We start from the raw sequence: 21,404 nt of genomic DNA on the forward strand, positions 1-21,404 counted from the left end.
AACGGGATCGCCGGCGAGATCCTTCAGGCCGAGCTGCTCGGGCGTGACGGACTTCAAAATGTTCTTCTGCGGCGTGGTTGCCGCGACGTCGATGCGCGCGTAATGGGGCATGCCGAACTCGGCGGTGAGGTCGCCAAAGAGCTGGCTGGGATCGCGGCCGGTCTTCGCCATGATCTCCGCGGCGAGCAGGCCGAGGATGATGCCGTCCTTGTCGGTGGTCCACACCGTGCCGTCGCGGCGCAGGAACGAGGCCCCTGCACTCTCCTCGCCGCCGAAGCCGAAGCCGCCCGTGAGGAGGCCGTCGACGAACCATTTGAAGCCGACCGGCGTCTCGACCAGCTTGCGACCGAGCTTTTTCGCGACACGGTCGATGATCGAGCTCGACACTACGGTCTTGCCGATCGCGGCATCCTTGCCCCAGTTCGGGCGGTGCGCGAACAGATAGGAGATCGCCGTCGCGAGATAATGGTTCGGATTCATCAGGCCGCCGGTCCGCGTCACGATGCCATGGCGGTCGGCATCGGTGTCGTTGGCAAAGGCGACGTCGAAGCGGTCGCGCATGCCGATCAGGCTCGCCATCGCGTAAGGCGAGGAGCAGTCCATGCGGATCTTGCCGTCCCAGTCGACCGTCATGAAGCGGAAGGTCGGATCGATCGCCTCGTTCACCACCGTGGCCTTCAGGCCGTAGCGCTCGATGATCGGATGCCAGTAATGCACGGCGGCGCCGCCGAGCGGGTCGATGCCGATATTGATGCCGGCGGATTTGACAAGATCGAGATCGACGACGTTGCCGAGATCGGCGACGTAGGGCGTGATGAAGTCGTAAGCATGCACGTTCGCGGCCTTGCGCGCCTTGGCGTAGTCCATGCGCGCGACGCCCTTGAGCCCGTCGGCAAGATRGGCGTTGGCACGCTTCTCGACGACGCCGGTCGCATCGGTGTCGGCCGGGCCGCCATGCGGCGGATTGTATTTGTAGCCGCCGTCTTCCGGCGGATTGTGCGAGGGCGTGACGACGACGCCATCCGCCAGACCCGACGTGCGGCCCCTGTTGTAGGTGAGGATCGCGTGCGAGATCACAGGCGTCGGCGTGTAGCCGCCGTCCTTGTCGATCATGACGTCGACGCCGTTGGCCGCGAACACCTCGACGGCGCTGACGAGAGCAGGTTCGGCCAGCGCGTGGGTGTCGATGCCGATGAAGAGCGGGCCGGTCAGCCCCTTTTCCTTTCTGTAGTCACAAATTGCCTGCGTGGTCGCGAGGATATGGCCCTCGTTGAAGGTGGTCTTGAACGAGGTGCCGCGATGACCGGAGGTGCCGAACGCCACCCGCTGCGCCGGGTCAGCCACGTCGGGCTTGCCGGCGAAATAGGCCGTCACCAGCCGTGGAATGTTGGTGAGCGCGTCCGGCGAGACCTGCTTGCCCGCCGCGGGATGAACATCAGCCACTGAAATATCCTCGTCCTGTCGTCACAGAGATTGCGGGACACCATAGCATCGGCCGGGCGCCCGCCAAGGGCACAACACTCGCGAGGGGGAAGGCGTTCCTTTGGCTGCCAACCCGGAATGATCATCCTCTAGCCCGCATGAGCGAAGCGATATGCGGGACCGCTTGTCCCGGATGTCGCTTCGCTCATCCGGGCTATGGGATCATGCTATGCTCGACACCATCGCCGCCTTTCGAATCGTCCCATGATCCTCCCGCGAATGCTGCTCCTGCTGATCGCCAGCCTCGTTGTGGCCGGCGCGCCGGCGCGCGCCGCCGAGTTCTACACCGAGGATCTGCGCATCCCGATGGCGGAGGCCGGGCCGCAGGGGCTGGAGGCGTTCCTGGTGCGCCCGGCGGGGACGAAGCGCTATCCGCTCGCGCTGCTCAGCCACGGCTCGCCGCGCAGTTTCGACGACCGCGCCACCATGTCCGCGCACAAATATTACGGCATCGCGCTGGAATACGCCCGGCGCGGCTTTGCCGCGCTGATCGTGATGCGGCGCGGCTACGGCACCTCGCCGGGCGGACGCGTCGACAGCGTCGGCGGCTGCGCCAATGCCGCGTACATGCCGGCGGCGGCGATTGCGGTCGCGGATTTGCGCGCGGCGATCGATGCGATGGGGCGCAGGACCGACGTCACGACATCGGGCATGATCGCGGCCGGCCATTCCGCCGGCGGGCTCGCCACGGTCGCGCTGACGGCGCAGGCGCCGCCCGGTCTCGTCGCCGCGATCAGCTTTGCCGGTGGCCGCGGCTCGCGCGACGACGACGACGTCTGCAACGAGGGCGGCCTGGTGCAGGCCTTCGCCACCTTCGGCAAGACATCCCGCGTGCCGATGCTGTGGGTTTACGCGACCAACGATCTGTTCTTCGGGCCCGATCTCGCCCGCCGGCTCTATGACGGGTTTCGCGGCAATGGTGGCAACGTGAAATTCGTCGCGGCGGCGCCTTACGGCGACGATGGCCATTATCTCTATTCCGTGGTCGGCCGTCCGCAATGGACGCCGTACGTGGACGCCTTCCTGCGCGAGCGCGGGCTCGGCCACGACGTCCTGAGCCCGCCCGATCCGCTGCCGCCGCCGAGCCAGCTCAACGAGGCCGCGCGCGCCGAGTTCGCGCGCTATCTCGCCAGCACCGTGCCGCACAAGGCTTTTGCGGTGTCGCCCAAGGGCGGCTACGGCTGGCGTTCGGGGCGCGCGACGGTCGACGACGCCCAGCGCGATTCGCTCGCGGCTTGCATGAAATGGTCGCCCACCTGCACGCTCTACGCGGTCGATGACCGGCTCGCCGGAGCTGCGCAAGGGACAATAACGGACCAGAGCGCCCGCGCGCGATAGGCGCGAGGGCGATCAGAACATTCGCGGAGGAGGCTAGAGCCGCTCGCTGAGCGCGAGCTTGTAGCCGACGCCGGTGACGGTCGCGATCACGGGCGTGCCGCTGCCGACGAGCTTGCGGCGCAGCCGCGCCACCAGCGCATCGACCGTGCGGATGTCGACCTCGGCCTGGCGGTTGCTGACGACCTCGATCAGATAGTCGCGGCTGAGCGGCCTGCCGTCGGCGCCGACGAGCGCCGCCAGCAGGTCGAACTCGGCGCGCGTCAGCGACACCGGCTTGCCGTCGCTGCCGAGCAGCTCGCGCCGCGTCAGGTCGATGATCCAGTCGCCGAAGGCGATCGAATTGTGGTTGCGCGCCGCCTTGCGGTCGATCGAGCGCCGCCGCAGCACGCTGCGGGCGCGCGCGAGCAGGTCGCGCAGATTGATCGGCTTGGTGACGTAGTGGTCGCCGGCGATCTCGWGGCCGAGGATGCGGTCGACGTCGGTGTCGCGGCGGGTCACGAAGATGATGCCCGCGTTGCTGGTCGCCTGGATTTCCTTGGCGAGCTCGAAGCCGTCCCCGTCGGGCAACTGCACGTCGAGGAAGACGAGGTCGGCGCGCCCGCGCAGCGCCTGGCGGCACTCTGCGCAGGAGCCGGCGCCGACCACGTCGAAATTGTTGTCGCTGAAGTAGCCGACCAGCATCGTCCGCGTCACCGGATCGTCTTCGACGACGATCAGCCGCTCGCGGCCTGCGGGACGCGCCTCCTGACGTGCGGAATCAGCCACGATGGTGGATATCCTGTGTGCTTGCGGCCCGGCCTGAAAATTCAAGTCGTTGCGCAATGCGCTGTCATGTGAACGTACATTCACAACTGGTTCGAGCCCCCGAATTGCCTGCTGGAATACTAGGCGTGTTGTGCTGCCTGAACAATATTGGTCACAGTCTCGACGCATTAAGTATGAATTGGCCCACAATTCTCATCCCGCGCATCATCACGCAGGCATGGTTCGCGCGAGCGCCGGGAGCCGGCCCAGGACCGCCGATCGCGGGAACCCGMTGCGGCTTGCCCCGCCGCGGACTTCAAACCTACTGTAAGTCCACAAGGATCTGGACGCTGGAGGGGGCGCCATGGACGTCATACTGCTCGGCACCGGCGGCCCGCGCCCGGACCCGCGCCGCATGGCGACGACCACGCTGATCAGGCTCGGCGGAGAGAACATCCTGTTCGACGCAGGCCGCGGCGTCATGGTGCAGCTCAGCAAGGCCGGCGTGCCGCTCGGCGCCATCAACACGGTCTTTCTCACCCATCACCACTTCGACCACATCGGCGACCTCTACGATGTGATGCTGAACTCATGGATGCACGGGCGCAGGGACGAGTTGCGCATCTATGGGCCGCCGGACACCGAACGGCTGGTCAACACGCTGGTCACACAGGTCTACGACAAGGACATCACCTGGCGCGACCGGGGCGAGCCGACCTTCGGCGGCTGGAAACCGGTCGTCGCAACGGACATCGTGCCGGGTCCTGTTCTCGACACCGGGCGCTGGAAGATCAGCGCCGAGCTCGTCTCGCATGGCGATGGCCTCGACATGCCGCCGGCCTTCCTCGCGCGCTGGATGTGTCTCGGCTACCGCTTCGAGGCGGAGGGCAAGGTCATTGCGATTTCCGGCGACACGGTCCCCTGCCCCGGTCTGGAGCGACTGGCGGAGGGAGCCGACCTGCTGGTGCAGTGCTGCTTTCTCGCGACGCCGGAGATCAACAACGAGCACCTCCGCCGGCTTGCGAAATTCACGATCGCCTGCGGCGACACGGTCGGCAAGGTCGCGGCCAAGGCCGGCGTRAAGAAGCTAGCGCTGACCCATCACCGGCCGCGCACCGACGATTCCATGCTGAACGCGCTGCTCGCGGATGTCCGGCAGGACTATTCCGGTCCCGTCGTGCTCGGCGAGGATCTCACGCGGATCGAGGTCTGAGGACCATCGGTTCACTCTCCGCGGGATGTGAGCGCGGAGGCGATCCCGCCTCAGGACGATCCGACCTCGATCCGGTACGACAGCTCTTCTTCCGCGCCGGCCGCGATGTGCATCAGGCCCGGCTTGTCGCTGAACTCACCGTTGAAGTCTTTGGGGCTGGCATAGCCGCGCCAGGGCTCGATGCAGAGGAACGGCGCGCCTGACGGCTTTGACCAGACGCCGAGTTCGCGAAAGCCGCGCCATGACATTTTGAGCCAAGGCCCGGCGCCCTGCCCGGCCGCATAGCGGACCGCATCGCTGTTGATGCGATCGAAGATGACGGCGTCGACGGTGAACAGGGCTTCCGACAGAGGAAGCACCGTGCCTCGGACGGGGCTCGGATCCGTTGCCGCGAGCAGAAGTCCGCCCTCGACACGGCGAACCGGAGACGGCTCCTCGTTCGTGAACGTCAGCGCGTAGCTCTCCTTCGACACTCCAGCCTGAAGCGGCCAGTTGAAAGCGGGATGGCCACCGAGCGACACCGGCAATGTCTCCGCGCCGGTGTTGACGATCTTCAGCGCCACGTCGAGGCCGGCCGCGTCGAGTGTGTAGGTCACGATCAGCCTGAATGCGAACGGATAGAGCGCGCGCGTCGTCTCGCTGTCTTCGAGCACCAGCACACAGCGGCTCTCGCCGCGCTCCGCCCACGCGAAGCGGCTATCGCGCGCAAAGCCGTGCTGGGTCATCCGGTAGGTCTTGCCCCGATGCCGTAATTCGTCGTTGGCAAGACGCCCGACGATCGGAAACAACAGCGGCGCGTGGCGCGGCCAGGCCGGTGCGGCCTGCCAGACGAATTCGACGCCGGCATCGCTCTTCAGCGAGCACATTTCGGCGCCGTGCGCCTTGATGGTCGCGGTTAGCCCGCCGCTGCGGATCGTGTGCGTGTCGTCGGTCATGACAATCTCCATAGCGGCAGCGAGGCTGACGGGCCGGGCGCGGCTGCCCTCGTGTGACCGATCATATCGCACCGGAGACTATTTCGCCCGCCTCGGGACGAGGCGGGCGAAAGGTCGCGAAAGCTCAGCTCTCCGCGGCGTGCTAGGCGTGAGACGACCGCCCGACGCTCTCATAGACGAAGCCGGCCGCTTCCATCTCTTCGGGGCGGTAGATGTTGCGGAGATCGACGATGACGGCTTGCGCCATGGTCGCCTTCAGCCGGTCGAGATCGAGAGCGCGGAACTGCACCCATTCGGTGACGATGACGAGYGCATCGGCGCCTTCCGCGCAGGAATAGGCGTCCTCGCAATARRTGATGCTGGGCAGCTCACTCTTSGCCTGCTCCATCCCGACGGGATCGAAGGCCTTSACCTTGGCGCCCATGTCGATCAGGCCGGTCACCAGCGGGATCGACGGCGCATCGCGCATGTCGTCGGTGTCGGGCTTGAAGGTGAGRCCRAGCACGGCGATGGTCTTGCCGCGCAGCGAGCCGCCGAGCGCCTGGCTSACYTTSCGCGCCATCGCRCGCTTGCGGTTYTCGTTGACGGCGAGCACGGATTCGACGATGCGCAGGGACACGTCGTAGTCCTGCGCGATCTTGATCAGCGCCTTGGTGTCCTTCGGRAAGCACGAGCCGCCGAAGCCGGGACCTGCGTGCAGGAACTTGGTGCCGATSCGGTTGTCCAGGCCAATGCCGCGCGCGACCTCCTGCACGTTGGCGCCGACCTTTTCGGAAAGGTCCGCGATCTCRTTGATGAAGGTGATCTTGGTCGCGAGGAACGCATTCGCGGCRTATTTGATCATCTCGGCGGTGCGGCGYTCCGTGAACATCAGCGGCGCCTGGTTCAGCGACAGCGGGCGATAGATGTCGCCCATCACCTTGCGGCCGCGCTCGTCGGAGGTGCCGACCACGACGCGATCGGGAWACTTGAAGTCGCGGATCGCCGCGCCCTCGCGCAGGAATTCGGGGTTCGAAGCAACRACGACGTCGGCYTTSGGRTTGGTCTCGCGGATGATGCGCTCGACCTCGTCGCCGGTGCCGACCGGMACGGTCGATTTCGTCACCACGACGGTGAAGCCCGACAGCGACTGCGCGATCTCKCKYGCGGCGGCRTAGACRTAGGACAGATCGGCGTGACCGTCGCCGCGGCGCGACGGCGTGCCGACCGCGATGAAGACGGCGTCGGCATCCGCCACCGGCTTCGACAGGTCGGTGGTGAAATCGAGCCGCTTGGCCTTGACGTTGCTCGCGACCAGCTCGTCGAGCCCGGGCTCGTAGATCGGGATCTCGCCGCGATGGAGCGCTGCGATCTTCTTCTCGTCCTTGTCGACGCAGGTGACGTCGTGACCGAAATCCGCAAAGCAGGCTCCGGACACCAGTCCCACATAGCCCGTTCCGATCATCGCGATTCGCATGGAAAACCCTGTTTTGGCTTGGTTAACGAAACCCCAACATGGGGCGGTTTAGCATTTTCCCGGGGCGAGGGAACCGTCCGCGCGCAAAAACCGGCACGCGAATTGTACCGGTAAAGAAATCGTAAGCCGCAAGGCTCCACACTGCCTCGCGCCCGGACAGCACCGGGCGGAACACGGCTCGAAAAGGGACACCATGGCAGCAACCGGCACAATCGCCGCGAGCGGGGGACTCAAGCCCCCGGCTGCCGCGCGTGTCGACTGGGTCGACTATGCCAAGGGCATCTGCATCGTCATGGTCGTGATGATGCATTCGGTGCTGGGGGTCGAGCTCGCCGCCGGCGGGACCGGTTTCATGCATGTCGCCGTGGCCTTTGCAAAGCCGTTTCGGATGCCGGATTTCTTCCTGATTTCGGGCCTGTTCCTGTCATTGGTGATCGACCGCGACTGGCGAACCTATCTCGACCGCAAGGTGGTGCATTTCGCCTATTTCTATGTCGTCTGGGTGACAATCCAGTTCGGCTTCAAGGCGCCCGCCTTCGCGGCGGAGACGAGCTGGCGCGAGGTAGGCCTCTTATACCTCGAATCCTTCATCGAGCCGTTCGGCACGCTCTGGTTCATTTACCTGCTGCCGGTCTTCTTCGTCGTCACAAAACTGACACGGCGCGTCCCGCCGCTCGCGATCTGGCTCGTCGCCGCCGCGCTGGAGACGGCACGCATCACGACCGGCTGGACCGCGATCGACGAGTTCTGCGCGCGCTTCGTCTATTTCTATTCGGGCTACCTGTTCGCGCCCTACGTGTTCGCGCTGTCGGATCGCGCGCGCAACCATCCTGCGCCCGCACTCGCAGCACTCGCGACCTGGGCGCTGGTCAATGCCGGCCCATTCTGGATCGCGCCGAAGAAGGCGGGCGTGCGGTTGCAGGCGGCGGAGTAGCTGGGCGACGCTCTCTACCGTCGTCCCGGCGAACGCCGGGACCCATACCGCGTGATTTATCGATGGATCACGGTCTCCATACCACGGCCTAATCGTTCAACTGCTAGTCATCGCCAAACTTCTCCCTGTGGTTATGGGTCCCGGCGTTCGCCGGGACGACGATGAGGTGTGGGAATCGCCCCAAATACCCAATGTTCAAGGCTGTCAAAGCCCGCAAAAATTCATACATTGCGGCCATGCCCAAAACATCCCCGAAGACCACCGCCAAAGCTGACACCAAGGCTGCCGCGCCCAAGACGGCCGCCGACAGCAAATCCGTTGCTGCGCCAGCTGCTGCCAAACCGGTCGCCGCCAAGGCGGCCGGCAAGGGCGACCACATCTTCCTGGTCGACGGTTCCGGCTACATCTTCCGCGCCTATCACGCGCTGCCGCCACTGAACCGCAAGTCGGACGGTCTTCAGGTCAACGCCGTGCTCGGCTTCTGCAACATGCTGTGGAAGCTTTTGCGCGACATGCCGGCCGACAACCGGCCGACGCATCTCGCCATCGTGTTCGACAAGTCGGAGGTCACCTTCCGCAACAAGATCTACCCCGAGTACAAGGCGCACCGGCCACCGGCGCCTGACGATCTGATCCCGCAATTCGCGCTGATCCGCGAAGCCGTGCGCGCCTTCGACCTGCCCTGCCTGGAACAAGGCGGCTTCGAGGCCGACGATCTGATCGCGACCTATGCGCGGCAGGCCACCGAGCGCGGCGCCACCACGACCATCGTGTCCTCCGACAAGGACCTGATGCAGCTCGTGAACGACAAGATCACGATGTACGACACCATGAAGGATCGCCGCATCGGCGTCCCCGAGGTGATCGAGAAGTTCGGCGTTCCCCCGGAGAAGGTGGTCGAGGTGCAGGCGCTCGCCGGCGATTCCACCGACAACGTGCCCGGCGTGCCCGGCATCGGCATCAAGACCGCGGCGCAGCTCATCGTCGAATATGGCGACCTCGAGCAGCTCCTGTTCCGCGCCACCGAGATCAAGCAGCCCAAGCGCCGCGAGGCGCTGATCGAGAACGCCGAGAAGGCGCGGATCTCGCGCAAGCTCGTGCTGCTCGACGACAAGGTCGAGCTGGAGGTGCCGCTTGACGACCTCGCCGTCCACGAGCCCGATGCGCGCAAGCTGATCGCCTTCCTGAAGGCGATGGAATTCACGACACTGACGCGCCGCGTCGCGGACTATTCGCAGATCGATCCGGCGAATGTCGATGCCGATGCGTCGAACAGCAGCGGCGCAAGGGCCGGCGACGGCGCGGCGAAAGCAAAACCGTCCGGGGCCTCCGGCGATCTCTTCGCTACCCCCGCCGCGGCGGCAACGGGCGGCGACAAGGGCGACAAGTCGGCCAGCATCAAGGGCGCGCCGATCTCGCTCGCCGCCGCGCGCGAAGAGGCGCTGCGCAAGCTTCCGGTCGATCGTGCCAAGTACCAGGCCATCAAGACGCWCGCCGAATTGAACGCCTTCGTCGCGCGCATCCACGATGCCGGCCATGTCGCGATCGAGATCCGTGCCAATTCCATCGATCCGATGCAGGCCGATCTCTGTGGCGTTGCACTGGCGCTCGCGCCGAACGACGCCTGTTACGTGCCGCTGGCGCACAAGCAGTCCGGCGGCGGCGCCGGCCTGTTCGACGCCGGCCTCGCGCCGGACCAGGTCAAGCATGCCGACGCGATCGAAGCGCTGCGGCCGGTGCTGGAATCATCAGGCATTCTCAAGATCGGCTTCGAGGTCAAGTTCACCGCCGTCATGCTGGCGCAGCACGGCATCACCTTGCGCAACACCGACGACGCGCAGCTGATCTCCTATGTGCTCGACGCCGGCCGCGGCTCGCACGGGCTGGAATCGCTCGCCGAGCGCTGGTTCGGCCACGCCATGCTGAAGGAGGGCGAGCTGCTCGGCAGCGGCAAGGGCAAGATCACGTTCGACCAGGTGCCGATCGACAAGGCCGCGCCGCTGTCGGCGGAAGGCGCCGACATGGCCTTGCGCGTCTGGCGCGTGCTGAAGCCGCGCCTCATCGCCGAGCACATGACCGCGGTCTACGAGACGCTAGAGCGGCCACTGGTCGCAGTGCTCGCGCGCATGGAGCGGCGCGGCATCTCCATCGACCGCCAGGTGCTGTCGCGGCTGTCAGGCGATTTCGCCCAGACCGCCGCACGCGTCGAAGCCGAGATCCAGGAGATCGCGGGCGAGCCCGTCAACGTCGGCAGCCCCAAGCAGATCGGCGACATCCTGTTCGGCAAGATGAGCCTGCCGGGCGGCACCAAGACCAAGACCGGCGCGTGGTCGACCACCGCACAGGTGCTCGACGAGCTCGCCGAGCAGGGCCACGACCTTCCGAAGAAGATTCTGGAATGGCGCCAGGTCTCCAAGCTGAAATCGACCTACACCGACGCGCTGCCGACCTACGTCAATCCGCACACCCATCGCGTGCACACGACCTACGCGCTGGCCGCGACGACGACAGGCCGGCTGTCGTCGAACGAGCCGAATTTGCAGAACATCCCGGTGCGCACCGAGGACGGCCGCAAGATCCGCCGCGCCTTCATCGCCACGCCCGGGCACAAGCTCGTCTCCGCCGATTATTCGCAGATCGAATTGCGGTTGCTGGCGGAGATCGCCGACATCCCCGTGCTGAAGCAGGCGTTCCGCGACGGTCTCGACATTCACGCCATGACCGCGTCGGRAATGTTCGGCGTGCCGATCAAGGGCATGCCGAGCGAGATCCGCCGCCGCGCGAAAGCGATCAATTTCGGCATCATCTACGGCATCTCGGCGTTCGGCCTCGCCAACCAGCTCGGCATCGCGCGCGAGGAGGCCTCGGCCTACATCAAGAAGTACTTCGAACGCTTCCCCGGTATCCGCGCCTATATGGACGAGACGCGGGATTTCTGCCGGAGCCACGGCTATGTCACCACGCTGTTCGGCCGCAAGTGCCACTATCCCGACATCAAGGCCTCCAACGCCTCGGTGCGCGCCTTCAACGAGCGCGCCGCGATCAACGCGCGGCTCCAGGGCACCGCCGCCGACATCATCCGCCGCGCCATGACGCGCGTGGAGGACGCGCTGGCCGAGAAGAAGTTGTCAGCGCAGATGCTGCTCCAGGTGCACGACGAGTTGATCTTCGAGGTGCCGGACGCCGAGGTCGAGGCGACGCTGCCGGTCGTGCAGCACGTCATGCAGGACGCGCCGTTCCCGGCCGTGCTGCTCTCGGTACCGCTGCACGTCGATGCGCGCGCAGCGAACAACTGGGACGAGGCGCATTGATTTCGCCTCACCTCCGGTGTCGTCCCGGCGAAGGCCGGGACCCATAGCCACATGCGAATCCAATTGTCCTCCGAGCAATTGCGTGATGGCACCACCGCGCGGCGCATATTAGAACCGTGCCGTCTCCCGCACCGGTTCACCCATGCCCCACACCCCCGCCCTGCTCGGCTTCGCCCTCGTCTGCCTCGGCCTCGTGCTCACGCCGGGACCGAACATGATCTACCTGATCTCGCGCTCGATCACGCAGGGGCCCGCCGCGGGTATCGTCTCGCTCGGCGGCGTGGCGCTCGGCTTCGTGTTCTACATGCTGTGCGCGGCGTTCGGCATCACGGCGCTCCTGCTCGCCATTCCCTTTGCCTATGACGCGCTGCGCTTCGCCGGCGCCGGCTATCTGCTGTGGCTGGCCTGGCAGGCGGTGAAGCCCGGCGGGCGCTCGCCGTTCCAGGTGAAGACGCTTTCGATCGACAGCCCGCGCAAATTATTCGCGATGGGCTTCGTCACCAATCTGCTCAATCCGAAGATCGCGATGCTGTATCTGGCACTGCTGCCGCAGTTCATCGATCCCGCAGCCGGCAGCGTGCTGACGCAGTCGGTGGTGCTGGGGGCGATCCAGATCGCGATCAGCGTCAGCGTCAACGCGATGATCGCGCTCGCGGCAGGTTCGATCGCGCTGTTCCTGGCGAACCGGCCGAGCTGGATGCTAGTGCAGCGCTGGCTGATGGGCACGGTGCYGGCCGGGCTTGCGGTCAGGATGGCTGTGGAAGCGCGGAAGGTGTGAGGCACACTGTCATGCCCCGCGAAGGCGGGGCATCCAGTACGCTGCGGCCTCTCGGTTCAATTACCACCGCCTCTGGATACTGGATCGCCCGCCCCAGTGCGCAAGTGCGCCCAAGGCGGGCGATGACGGCATTCTCGCTCAATCCAGCTTCGCGTCCATTCCCCGCTTCACCGCCGGCCGGGCCATCAGGGCCTCGTACCAGCGCTTGACGTTGGGGAAATCCGCCAGCTCAACCTTGTGGCGAGGGTGGCGCCAGGCCCAGCCCAGGATGGCAAAATCGGCAACCGAGAGGTCGCCGGCGACGAAGTCGCGGTCCGCCAGCCGGCGGTCGAGCACGCCGTAGAGCCGGCGGGTCTCGGCCATGAAGCGCTTCAGGCCGTAGGCGCGGTCCTGCTCGTTCTCGAGCGCGATGAAATGGTGCACCTGGCCGGGCATCGGGCCGAAGCCGCCCATCTGCCACATCAGCCATTCGTAGACCGGGATACGACCCGTAAGCGATTTCGGCAGGAATTTGCCGGTCTTTTCACCCAGATAGAGCAGGATCGCGCCGGATTCGAAGATGCTGACGGGCTTGCCGTCCGGCCCCTCGGGGTCGACGATCGCAGGGATCTTGTTGTTGGGAGAGAGCTTCAGGAACTCCGGCGCCATTTGCTCGCCCTTGGTGATGTTCACCGGGATCACCTTGTAGGGCAGCCCCATCTCCTCCAGCGCAACCGAGATCTTGCGGCCATTCGGCGTGTTCCAGGTGTGCAGCTCGATGGTCATGCGTCGTTTCCCTTCCCCAAAAGGCATGAGCCCTCACCTACTCCAGAAGGTTGCGGCCCCACAACCGGCGGTCCGGGATGGCCGATCGTCGGCCGATCCCTGTTGACTGGGCCGGTCCCCTCTGGAATGTCGCGGCCGTCGCGGATAAATTCCGCCACTTCCAAAAACGCTCCCGAGGGACCGCCGTGTCGAAATCAGCCTCCCGCGCCCGCCTGTTCGAAATCATCCGCCGGCGCTCCTTCGGCCGCGGCGAGGTGACGCTCGCGTCGGGCCGCAAGAGCGATTTCTACTTCAACCTCAAGCCGACCATGCTCGACCCCGAAGGCGCGACGCTGCTCGCCGAGCTGACCTATGAGGCGCTGAAGGACGACAATCTGGATTTCATCGGCGGGCTCGAGATGGGGGCGGTGCCGCTCGCCGGCGCGCTGGCGCAGATCTCCTGGATCAAGGGCCATCCGATCGCGGCGTTCTTCGTGCGCAAGAAGCCGAAGGAGCACGGCGCCAAGCTCGCGATCGAAGGCCTGCCCAGGGGCGAGACGCTTCAGGGCAAGCGCGTCGTCATCGTCGAGGACGTCACCACGACCGGCGGCTCGGCGATGAAGGCGGTGGAATCCGTGCGCGAGACCGGTGCCGAGGTGGTGCTGGTGCTGACCATGGTCGACCGCGAGGAAGGCGCCACCGACACCTTCGGCGCGGCCGGCCTGCCGTTCCGCGCGCTCTACAAGGCGTCGGAGTTTTTGAAGGCTTGAGGCCGCGAAACAGTCCCGGCCGTCCATGCCCGGGGCGTGGCCCGGAAGCAACGATCCGCCGGAAGCTGTGCCTGGCCTTGAAGAGGTCACGGCCTCGACTTGAATCCGCCTCCGCTCAACTGCTCATTTACCATCCTGCATTACGGTGAATCATGTGCTGAGACCTGATGGTCTCGGCCGGTTCAGTAGCGTCGGGTGGAGTCAGCATTGCGCACAGTCATGTCCCATGCGCGCCAGCGGCGTCGCGCGATGCTTGTGGCCGCCACCCTGGCAGCCCCGCTGCTTGCAGCTCCCGCCCCGGCTTCGGCCGAAGGCCTGTTCGACTTCTTCTTCGGCGGCATGCAGCAGCAACGGCCGCAGCGCGAGGTGCCGCAGCAGGCGAACTCCTACGCCGATCCCTTCACCGGCCAGCCGAATCCCGCAGCCCAGTATGCGCCGCCGACACGCGCGGCGGCCGCCGGCGGCTCGGGCCCGGCGTTCTGCGTGCGCAGTTGCGACGGCAAATATTTTCCGCTGATGCGCGGCCTCACCTCGCCCGCCCAGATGTGTCAGGCGTTCTGTCCTGCCACCGCGACAAAGGTCTATTTCGGCTCTTCGATCGACGGCGCTGCTTCGCAGACCGGCGAGCGTTACGCCGACAGCGAGAACGCATTCGCCTATCGCAAGGCGCTGCGCGCCGACTGCACCTGCAACGGCCGCGAGCCGGTCGGCCTCGCCCCGGTCGATCTCGCGCTGGATTCGTCGCTGAAGGCCGGCGACGTGATCGCGACCAGCGACGGCCTCGTGGCCTATACCGGCGTCCGCCTCGGCATGGAGCAGACCGCGGAGTTCACCCCGGTCGCTTCCTATCCCGGCCTCACCGCACAGGTCCGTGCGCGGCTCGGCGAGATGAAGGTGGCGCCGGTGCGCGCAGACACGGTGGCTGCAGATGCGCCGGCGGAGATCGTGCGCGAAGCGCTGCCTGACGTGACGGTGCCGAAGACGCAGGCGAAGCCGGCGAAGCGGGCGGGGCTGGATTGAAATCCTCATGGTGAGGAGCGCGGAACGCGCGTCTCGAACCATGAAGGCCCGACTGCTGAAGCTCGGCCTTCATCCTTCGAGACGCTTACTTCGCAAGCTCCTCAGGATGAGGATTGAGGCCGTCACCTCCCGATAATCACCCCGATCACGTTCGGTGCCGCCAGATATTTCTCTTCGATCGCCGCGCGTGCGGCGGCGCGGTTTTCCTGAGTCAGCAGCCCGCGCTTCTCGGCCAGGATCATCCAGCAGAAACCCCACCAGTCGGTAAGCATGCCCTGATCGCCAACGAGGTCATATCCCTGCTCGGCCGCGAAGATGCGCGCATGCGCTTCGTCGAGCGTATCGAGAAACAGGTGATCCTCGACCGCGAACAGATCGTCGCTGATGTCGTCGATGGTGTAGCCCCAGATCGACTGGCACACCGCGTTGAATTCGCGGTCGAACTGGTCGTCATCGATCCTCTGGCGCCGCGCCGCCTGATGCAGCCGCGACAGCGAGCGCGCGAAATCGGCGATCCGGGTGAGGGCAAACTGGTCGAAGGCAATGGTGGACATGTAGTCCTCGCAAAGTCGGACAGACGCTAGATGTTGTATCGGCAACGCGCCGAATCACAATGATATATCAACGACTTGCTAAAGTGTTCTTAATTTGTTCCGACGCCTCTACAATGTCGTCCCGGCGAAGGCCGGGACCCATAACCACCGCTGTTCGACGTTTTCGGAAATGGGCGCTCAGCAATGAATGCACCAGACGCGTACTTCGTCTACATCCTCGCGAGCCGGCGCTACGGCACGCTATACGTCGGCATCTGCAACGACCTCAGCAATCGCCTGTCATTGCATCGCTCGGGACGCGGTTCAAAGTTCGTCAGCAAGTACGGCGTGACGCGACTTGTTTACGTTGAGACCTATGCTTCGCCATCCGAAGCGATCGGGCGCGAGAAGGCGCTGAAGGAGTGGCGACGCGACTGGAAGATTCGCTTGATCGAGCAAGAAAATCCGGATTGGCGCGATCTCTCGCATCTTCTCTGACAGCGGTGGGTATGGGTCCCGGCCTTCGCCGGGACGACACCATCTTCTCAGCAAGCCACCCGCCTCAATTCGCCGCCGACATCAACCTGTCCCCGCACGCATTCGCGTAGAACTTGCCGCCGCATTGGCGTTTGATTGCAGCGCAGCGGGCGGCTGGCGTTGCGTTTTGCGGGACGGTGAAGCCGCAGCTCAAACCGTCGGCGCTGCGGCTGGATTTGCCGCCAGCAAACGCAGCACTGGAGGCGGAGATGCAGACGACGAGCAGGGCCGCGGCGGCGATTTCGATCAGCAGTCTCATGGCGCATCTCCTCCACACTGATGGCTGAATTGGTCGCCATTCTAGCACCAAATCCACGCTTCTCCGTGCTCGTCCGGGTTCCCAAATCGGCCCGTTCCTTGCATAAATTTACGCCAGCGCAGTGCACGGCCGCACCGGCGACAGTTCCGGTGCAGAGGCAAGACGCGTAGGGTTAGTGGTGTTTCTGTCGACCAGGAAGTGACGGCTTTGCAAGATCAATCGTTCCAGCCCAATTTTGCCGCCCCCGGCCAGCCCATCGACGAGCTCGCGCTGGCCGAGATCAAGGGCGCGATCCTGGCGAAGCTGCGTCTTGCCATCGGCAAGGACGCCGGCATGGCGACCAAGCACGACTGGTACCAGGCCGCGGCGCTCGCGCTGCGCGACCGCATCGTGCATCGCTGGCTCACGGCCGAGAAGCACAGCTACGACGCGGGGCGCAAGCGCGTCTATTATCTCTCGCTCGAATTCCTGATCGGCCGCCTGTTCACCGATGCGCTCAACAATATGGGGCTGCTCCAAATCTTCGAGGTCGCGCTCGGCGATCTCGGTGTCTCCCTGCCCGAACTGCGCAAATGCGAGCCGGACGCTGCGCTCGGCAATGGTGGCCTCGGGCGGCTCGCCGCCTGCTTCATGGAGAGCATGGCGACGCTCTCGATCCCCGCAATCGGCTACGGCATCCGCTACGATTACGGCCTGTTCCGCCAGATCATCAACCAAGGCTGGCAGCAGGAATATCCGGACGAGTGGCTCGGCTTCGGCAATCCCTGGGAATTGCAGCGGCCGGAAGTGATCTACAACATTCATTTCGGCGGCGGCGTCGAGCATGTCGACGACAAGGGCCGCGACCGCGCGATCTGGCATCCGGGCGAGACCGTGCAGGCCATCGCTTATGACACGCCGATCGTCGGCTGGCGCGGCCAGCACGTCAATGCGCTCCGTCTGTGGTCGGCACGCTCGCCCGATCCGCTGAAGCTCGACGCCTTCAACAAGGGCGACTATGTCAGCGCCAGCGCCGAGCAGTCGCGCGCCGAAGCGATCTGCAAATTCCTCTATCCGAACGACGAGAGCCCGGCGGGCCGCGAGCTGCGGCTGCGCCAGGAATATTTCTTCGTCTCGGCCTCGCTCCAGGATCTCGTCAAGCGGCATCTGTCGTCCGACGGCCAACTCCGCAGCCTGTCGTCGAAGGTCGCGGTGCAGCTCAACGACACCCATCCGAGCCTCGCCGTCACCGAGCTGATGCGGATCCTCGTCGACCTGCACAATTTCCGCTGGGACGAGGCGTGGAAGATCACGGTCGCCACGCTCTCCTACACCAATCACACGCTGCTGCCCGAAGCGCTGGAGACCTGGCCGGTCGAGCTGTTCGAGCGCCTGTTGCCGCGGCACCTGGAGATCATCTACCGCATCAACGTCCAGCATCTGGCGCTCGCCGAAGCGCGCGCGCCCGGCGACATCGACTTCCGCGCCTCGGTCTCGCTGATCGACGAGAAGAGCGGCCGCCGCGTGCGCATGGGCCAGCTCGCCTTCGTCGGCTCGCACCGCATCAACGGCGTCTCGGCGATGCATTCGGACCTGATGCGCGAGACCGTGTTCCACGATCTCAACCATCTCTATCCCGGCCGCATCACCAACAAGACCAACGGCATCACCTTCCGCCGCTGGCTGATGCTGGCAAACCCGAAGCTGACCGACCTGTTGCGCGAGACCTGCGGCGAGGCCGTGCTCGACGATCCGACGCAGCTCTCACTGATCGAGGCGCGCGCCAGCGACGTCGAATTCCAGAAGAAATTCCGTGCCGTCAAGCATCACAACAAGACGGCCCTGGCGCGACTGATCGGCGAGCGGCTCGGCATCAAGGTGGATCCGGGCGCGTTGTTCGACGTGCAGATCAAGCGCATCCACGAATACAAGCGCCAGCTGCTCAACGTCATCGAGACGGTCGCGCTGTACCAGTCGATCAAGGACGATCCCAACGGCAACTGGGTGCCGCGGGTGAAGATCTTCGCCGGCAAGGCGGCGGCGAGCTACAAATACGCCAAGCTGATCATCAAGCTGATCAACGACGTCGCGGATGTCGTCAACAACGATCCCGCGATCGGCGGCAAGCTGAAGGTCGTCTTCCTGCCCGACTACAATGTCAGCCTCGCGGAGGTGATCATTCCCGCGGCCGACCTGTCCGAGCAGATCTCGACCGCCGGCATGGAAGCGTCCGGCACCGGCAACATGAAGCTGGCGCTCAACGGCGCCATCACCATCGGCACGCTCGACGGCGCCAATATCGAGATCCGCGACCATGTCGGCAACGAGAATATCGCGATCTTCGGCATGGAGGCCGGCGACGTGATGATCCGGCGCAAGCAGGGCCTGGATGCCTCCGACGTGATCCGCAATTCGCCGAAGCTCCAGCGCGCCATCAACGCGGTCGGCGCCGGCGAGTTCTCGCCCGGCGATCCCGGCCGCTTCGAATCCATCGCGCATGCGCTGCGTTATCTCGACCATTACATGGTCAGCGCCGATTTCGATTCCTATTACGAGGCGCAGCGCTCGGTCGATGCGCGCTGGCAGGTGGCGCCGGCCTGGACGCGCGCCTCCATCCTCAACGTCGCGCGCATGGCGTGGTTCTCCTCCGACCGCACCATCCGCGAATATGCCGAGGAGATCTGGAACGTGCCGGTCAATCCGACCACGCCGCTGCTGCCTGACCTGCGCGACGTCGCGGGCTGATTTTCCGCAGTGTGAAATCGGCGTTATCTGCGAGGTTATTGCATCTCGCGACGAGGATGATGATATGATCGTCATCATCCCCAAGGCGGCGCCGTCGATACGGACGCCGTGGCCACGCCGTCATTGCGAGCGCAGCGAAACAATCCAGACCGTCTCCGCGGAAAGACTCTGGATTGCTTCGCTGCGCTCGCAATGACGGTCGGGGAGACACCGAGGATCACCGATGCACGCCAAGCTCCCGCACCCGTTCGACGACGCCACCCGCATCAACGCCGGTGACTCCAGCTGGCAGGGGCACACCAGCGACGATTACTGGGCCTTTGTCGGCCCGTTCGGCGGCGCCACCGCCGCGACCATCCTGCGCGCGCTGATCGAGCATCCGCAAGCCGCCGGCGATCCACTGGCCCTCACCGTCAATTACTGCGCACCGATCGCCAAGGGCCCGTTCGATCTCGATTTGCGTCTGGTGAAGGCCAATCGCTCCAGCCAGCACTGGAGCGTCGAACTGTCGCAGGGCGGCGGCGAGGTCGCGACGCTCGCCACCGCCGTGTTCGCCGAGCGGCGGCCGTCCTGGGAGCACAGGGTGGCGACGGTCCCGGACGCAAAGCCGTTCGAAGAGACGCTGCCATTCCCGAAACTCTCGGCGTCCTGGGCCAACCAGTACGAATTCCGCTTCGTCGAGGGCGAGATGCGGATCGGCCCGCCGCAGGTCGAGCTCGCCAGCACCTATTCGAAAATCTGGATCAGCGACCGCACCCCGCGCAAGCTCGACATGCTGTCGCTGATGTCGATGTCGGACGCCTTCTTCGGCCGCATCTTCCACGCGCGGCGCGAGCTGGTGCCGTTCGGCACGGTGTCGCTGACGACCTATTTCCACACCGACAGCGAAGAGCTCGCGGCCGAGGACATCACCCGCGTGCTGGCGACCGCCGATTCGAAGATCATGCACAAGAGCTACGCCGACCAGAACGCCGAGCTGTGGTCCCCGAATGGACGGCTGCTCGCGACCACGACGCAGATCGCGTATTTCAAGGCGTAGCCACGACTGTCTCCACGGCGTCGTCCCGGCGCAGGCCGGGACCCATACCGCGTGATCTGTCGAGGAAGCGCGGTGCAAGTACCGGCGAAGAAAAGATCACGATGAATCTTCGCCAAACCACTTCCTGTGGTTATGGGTCCCGGCCTTCGCCGGGACGACATCGAGGGTGTGGCTTGCGCCAATGCTCGCAAACGCCCCAAACAAAAAGGGCGGCCTCGCGGCCGCCCTTTCGCATTTCAAACGATGCGAACCTACTCTGCCGCGAGCTTCACGTCCGGCGCGGCCGCGCGCACCTCGGCGTCGACCTGGGCTTCGAACTTGGCAAAGTTCTTCTGGAACATGCCAACCAGCGCGCGGGCGGTCTTGTCGAACTCGTCCTTGTCCTTCCAGGTGTTGACCGGGTTGAGGATTTCGCTCGGCACGCCCGGCAGCGCGGTCGGGACCGCGAAGCCGAAATACTTGTCGGTGCGGAATTCGACGTTGCGAAGCGAACCGTCGAGGGCTGCCGTCAGCAGCGCGCGGGTCACCTTGATCGGCATGCGCGAGCCGACACCGTACTTGCCGCCGGTCCACCCCGTGTTGACCAGCCAGCAGTCGACATTGTGCTGGGCGATCAGGTCGCGCAGCATGTTGCCGTAGACGGATGGATCGAGCGGCAGGAAGGGCGAGCCGAAGCAGGTCGAGAATTCCGGCTGCGGCTCGTTGCCGAGACCACGCTCGGTGCCGGCGACCTTGGCGGTGTAGCCGGACAGGAAGTGATACATCGCCTGCGCCGGTGACAGCTTTGCGATCGGCGGCAGCACGCCGAAGGCGTCAGCGGCGAGCATCACCACGTTCTTCGGCTGCGGCGCGCGGCCGGTGCGCGAAGCGTTCGGGATGAAGTCGAGCGGATAGGCCGAGCGGGTGTTCTCGGTCTTGGAGCCGTCGTCGAAGTCCACCACGCGGGTGTCCTCGTCGAGCACGCAGTTCTCGAGCACCGCGCCGAAGCGCGTCGAAGCGGCGTAGATCTCGGGCTCGGCTTCCTTCGACAGCTTGATGCACTTGGCATAGCAGCCGCCTTCGAAATTGAAGACGCCGTTGGGTCCCCAGCCGTGCTCGTCGTCACCGATCAGGGTGCGGTTCGGGTCGGCCGACAGCGTGGTCTTGCCGGTGCCTGAAAGCCCGAAGAAGATCGCGGCATCACCCTTGGCGCCGACATTGGCCGAGCAGTGCATCGGCATCACGCCGCGCTCGGGCAGATAGTAGTTCAGCGTGGYGAAGACCGACTTCTTCATCTCGCCGGCATAATAGGAGCCGCCGATCAGCACGATCTTGCGGGCGAAGTCGATCGCGACGACGTTCTCCGACTTGCAGCCGTGGCGCTTCGGATCGGCGCGGAAGCTCGGCATGTCGATGATGGTGAGCTCGGGCGTGAAGGTCGACAGCTCGACCGCCTCGGGGCGGATCAGCAGCGTGCGGATGAACAGCGAATGCCAGGCGAGCTCGGTGAACACGCGGGTCTTGATCCGGTAGGCCGGATCAGCGCCGCCGTAGAGGTCCTGCGCGAACAGGCTCTTGCCTTCGGCGTGCTTGAGGAAGTCCTGATAG

18 protein-coding genes and 1 pseudogene are annotated in these 21,404 nt (G+C 65.3%); 11 read left to right on the forward strand and 8 right to left on the reverse strand.

What is annotated here, in order from left to right; genetic code table 11:
- The coding region (gene pgm, locus AC1D00_RS12170; RefSeq protein WP_477010841.1) for a phosphoglucomutase (alpha-D-glucose-1,6-bisphosphate-dependent) at positions 1 to 1,443 on the reverse strand (1,443 nt) is incomplete at its 3' end.
- Between the two features lie 243 nt (positions 1,444 to 1,686).
- Here pgm and AC1D00_RS12175 point away from each other — a divergent pair.
- Positions 1,687 to 2,820: an alpha/beta hydrolase family protein gene (locus AC1D00_RS12175; protein ID WP_477010842.1), complete on the forward strand. Its 1,134-nt coding sequence runs from the start codon at positions 1,687 to 1,689 to the stop codon at positions 2,818 to 2,820.
- A gap of 33 nt (positions 2,821 to 2,853) precedes the next feature.
- Here AC1D00_RS12175 and AC1D00_RS12180 read toward each other — a convergent pair whose 3' ends face one another.
- Complete coding sequence (locus AC1D00_RS12180; protein ID WP_477010843.1) at positions 2,854 to 3,669, reverse strand: winged helix-turn-helix domain-containing protein; 816 nt, start codon at positions 3,667 to 3,669, stop codon at positions 2,854 to 2,856.
- Between the two features lie 259 nt (positions 3,670 to 3,928).
- Here AC1D00_RS12180 and AC1D00_RS12185 point away from each other — a divergent pair, with 259 nt between their 5' ends.
- Positions 3,929 to 4,777 (forward strand): MBL fold metallo-hydrolase, encoded by an 849-nt coding sequence (locus AC1D00_RS12185; RefSeq protein ID WP_477010844.1) that lies wholly within the window; start codon positions 3,929 to 3,931, stop codon positions 4,775 to 4,777.
- A 50-nt stretch (positions 4,778 to 4,827) separates the two neighbouring features.
- On the opposite strand, the gene AC1D00_RS12190 is transcribed toward AC1D00_RS12185, so the two are convergent.
- Complete coding sequence (locus tag AC1D00_RS12190) at positions 4,828 to 5,712, reverse strand: aldose 1-epimerase family protein (RefSeq protein ID WP_477010845.1); 885 nt, start codon at positions 5,710 to 5,712, stop codon at positions 4,828 to 4,830.
- Between the two features lie 142 nt (positions 5,713 to 5,854).
- Positions 5,855 to 7,168 (reverse strand): UDP-glucose dehydrogenase family protein, encoded by a 1,314-nt coding sequence (locus tag AC1D00_RS12195; protein WP_477010846.1) that lies wholly within the window; start codon positions 7,166 to 7,168, stop codon positions 5,855 to 5,857.
- 193 nt (positions 7,169 to 7,361) lie between these two features.
- On the opposite strand from AC1D00_RS12195, the pseudogene AC1D00_RS12200 reads away from it, so the two are divergent.
- From AC1D00_RS12200 to AC1D00_RS12210, 3 genes and pseudogenes are all read left to right on the forward strand, one after another.
- Positions 7,362 to 8,048: pseudogene (locus tag AC1D00_RS12200) on the forward strand (acyltransferase family protein); the annotation flags it as partial.
- 290 nt (positions 8,049 to 8,338) lie between these two features.
- Positions 8,339 to 11,413: a DNA polymerase I gene (polA, locus tag AC1D00_RS12205; RefSeq protein WP_477010847.1), complete on the forward strand. Its 3,075-nt coding sequence runs from the start codon at positions 8,339 to 8,341 to the stop codon at positions 11,411 to 11,413.
- Between the two features lie 142 nt (positions 11,414 to 11,555).
- On the forward strand, positions 11,556 to 12,191 hold the full coding sequence (locus AC1D00_RS12210) for a LysE family translocator (RefSeq protein WP_477010848.1): 636 nt from the start codon (positions 11,556 to 11,558) through the stop codon (positions 12,189 to 12,191).
- Positions 12,192 to 12,329: 138 nt separating this feature from the next.
- Here AC1D00_RS12210 and AC1D00_RS12215 read toward each other — a convergent pair whose 3' ends face one another.
- The gene (locus AC1D00_RS12215; protein WP_135179291.1) at positions 12,330 to 12,956 is read right to left on the reverse strand and encodes a glutathione S-transferase family protein; all 627 of its coding nucleotides are present in this window, start codon (positions 12,954 to 12,956) and stop codon (positions 12,330 to 12,332) included.
- Positions 12,957 to 13,141: 185 nt separating this feature from the next.
- On the opposite strand from AC1D00_RS12215, the gene pyrE reads away from it, so the two are divergent.
- Together pyrE and AC1D00_RS12225 are read left to right on the forward strand one after the other, a co-directional pair.
- Positions 13,142 to 13,705, forward strand: coding sequence for an orotate phosphoribosyltransferase (gene pyrE, locus AC1D00_RS12220; RefSeq protein ID WP_167771622.1), 564 nt, complete (start codon positions 13,142 to 13,144; stop codon positions 13,703 to 13,705).
- Positions 13,706 to 13,954: 249 nt separating this feature from the next.
- Positions 13,955 to 14,725, forward strand: coding sequence for a DUF2865 domain-containing protein (locus AC1D00_RS12225; RefSeq protein WP_477010849.1), 771 nt, complete (start codon positions 13,955 to 13,957; stop codon positions 14,723 to 14,725).
- A gap of 122 nt (positions 14,726 to 14,847) precedes the next feature.
- Here AC1D00_RS12225 and AC1D00_RS12230 read toward each other — a convergent pair whose 3' ends face one another.
- Positions 14,848 to 15,279 (reverse strand): hypothetical protein, encoded by a 432-nt coding sequence (locus AC1D00_RS12230; protein ID WP_027547502.1) that lies wholly within the window; start codon positions 15,277 to 15,279, stop codon positions 14,848 to 14,850.
- Between the two features lie 183 nt (positions 15,280 to 15,462).
- On the opposite strand from AC1D00_RS12230, the gene AC1D00_RS12235 reads away from it, so the two are divergent.
- Positions 15,463 to 15,756, forward strand: a complete 294-nt coding sequence (locus tag AC1D00_RS12235) for a GIY-YIG nuclease family protein (RefSeq protein ID WP_135179293.1) — start codon at positions 15,463 to 15,465, stop codon at positions 15,754 to 15,756.
- Positions 15,757 to 15,820: 64 nt separating this feature from the next.
- Here the strand turns inward: AC1D00_RS12235 and AC1D00_RS12240 are convergent, their stop codons facing one another.
- Positions 15,821 to 16,054, reverse strand: a complete 234-nt coding sequence (locus AC1D00_RS12240) for a hypothetical protein (protein WP_477010850.1) — start codon at positions 16,052 to 16,054, stop codon at positions 15,821 to 15,823.
- Positions 16,055 to 16,261: 207 nt separating this feature from the next.
- Here AC1D00_RS12240 and AC1D00_RS12245 point away from each other — a divergent pair, with 207 nt between their 5' ends.
- From AC1D00_RS12245 to AC1D00_RS12255, 3 genes are all read left to right on the forward strand, one after another.
- Positions 16,262 to 18,778, forward strand: a complete 2,517-nt coding sequence (locus AC1D00_RS12245) for a glycogen/starch/alpha-glucan phosphorylase (RefSeq protein WP_404552327.1) — start codon at positions 16,262 to 16,264, stop codon at positions 18,776 to 18,778.
- A 64-nt stretch (positions 18,779 to 18,842) separates the two neighbouring features.
- The gene (locus AC1D00_RS12250; protein WP_477010851.1) at positions 18,843 to 18,974 is read left to right on the forward strand and encodes a hypothetical protein; all 132 of its coding nucleotides are present in this window, start codon (positions 18,843 to 18,845) and stop codon (positions 18,972 to 18,974) included.
- A gap of 27 nt (positions 18,975 to 19,001) precedes the next feature.
- A complete protein-coding gene (locus AC1D00_RS12255) occupies positions 19,002 to 19,817 on the forward strand; it encodes an acyl-CoA thioesterase (protein ID WP_477010852.1) in 816 nt (271 codons plus the stop codon).
- A 251-nt stretch (positions 19,818 to 20,068) separates the two neighbouring features.
- On the opposite strand, the gene AC1D00_RS12260 is transcribed toward AC1D00_RS12255, so the two are convergent.
- Positions 20,069 to 21,404, reverse strand: a 1,336-nt coding sequence (locus tag AC1D00_RS12260; RefSeq protein WP_477010853.1) for a phosphoenolpyruvate carboxykinase, incomplete at its 5' end; no start/stop codon positions are given.

The organism is Bradyrhizobium sp. P2_E8, from assembly GCF_056403875.1.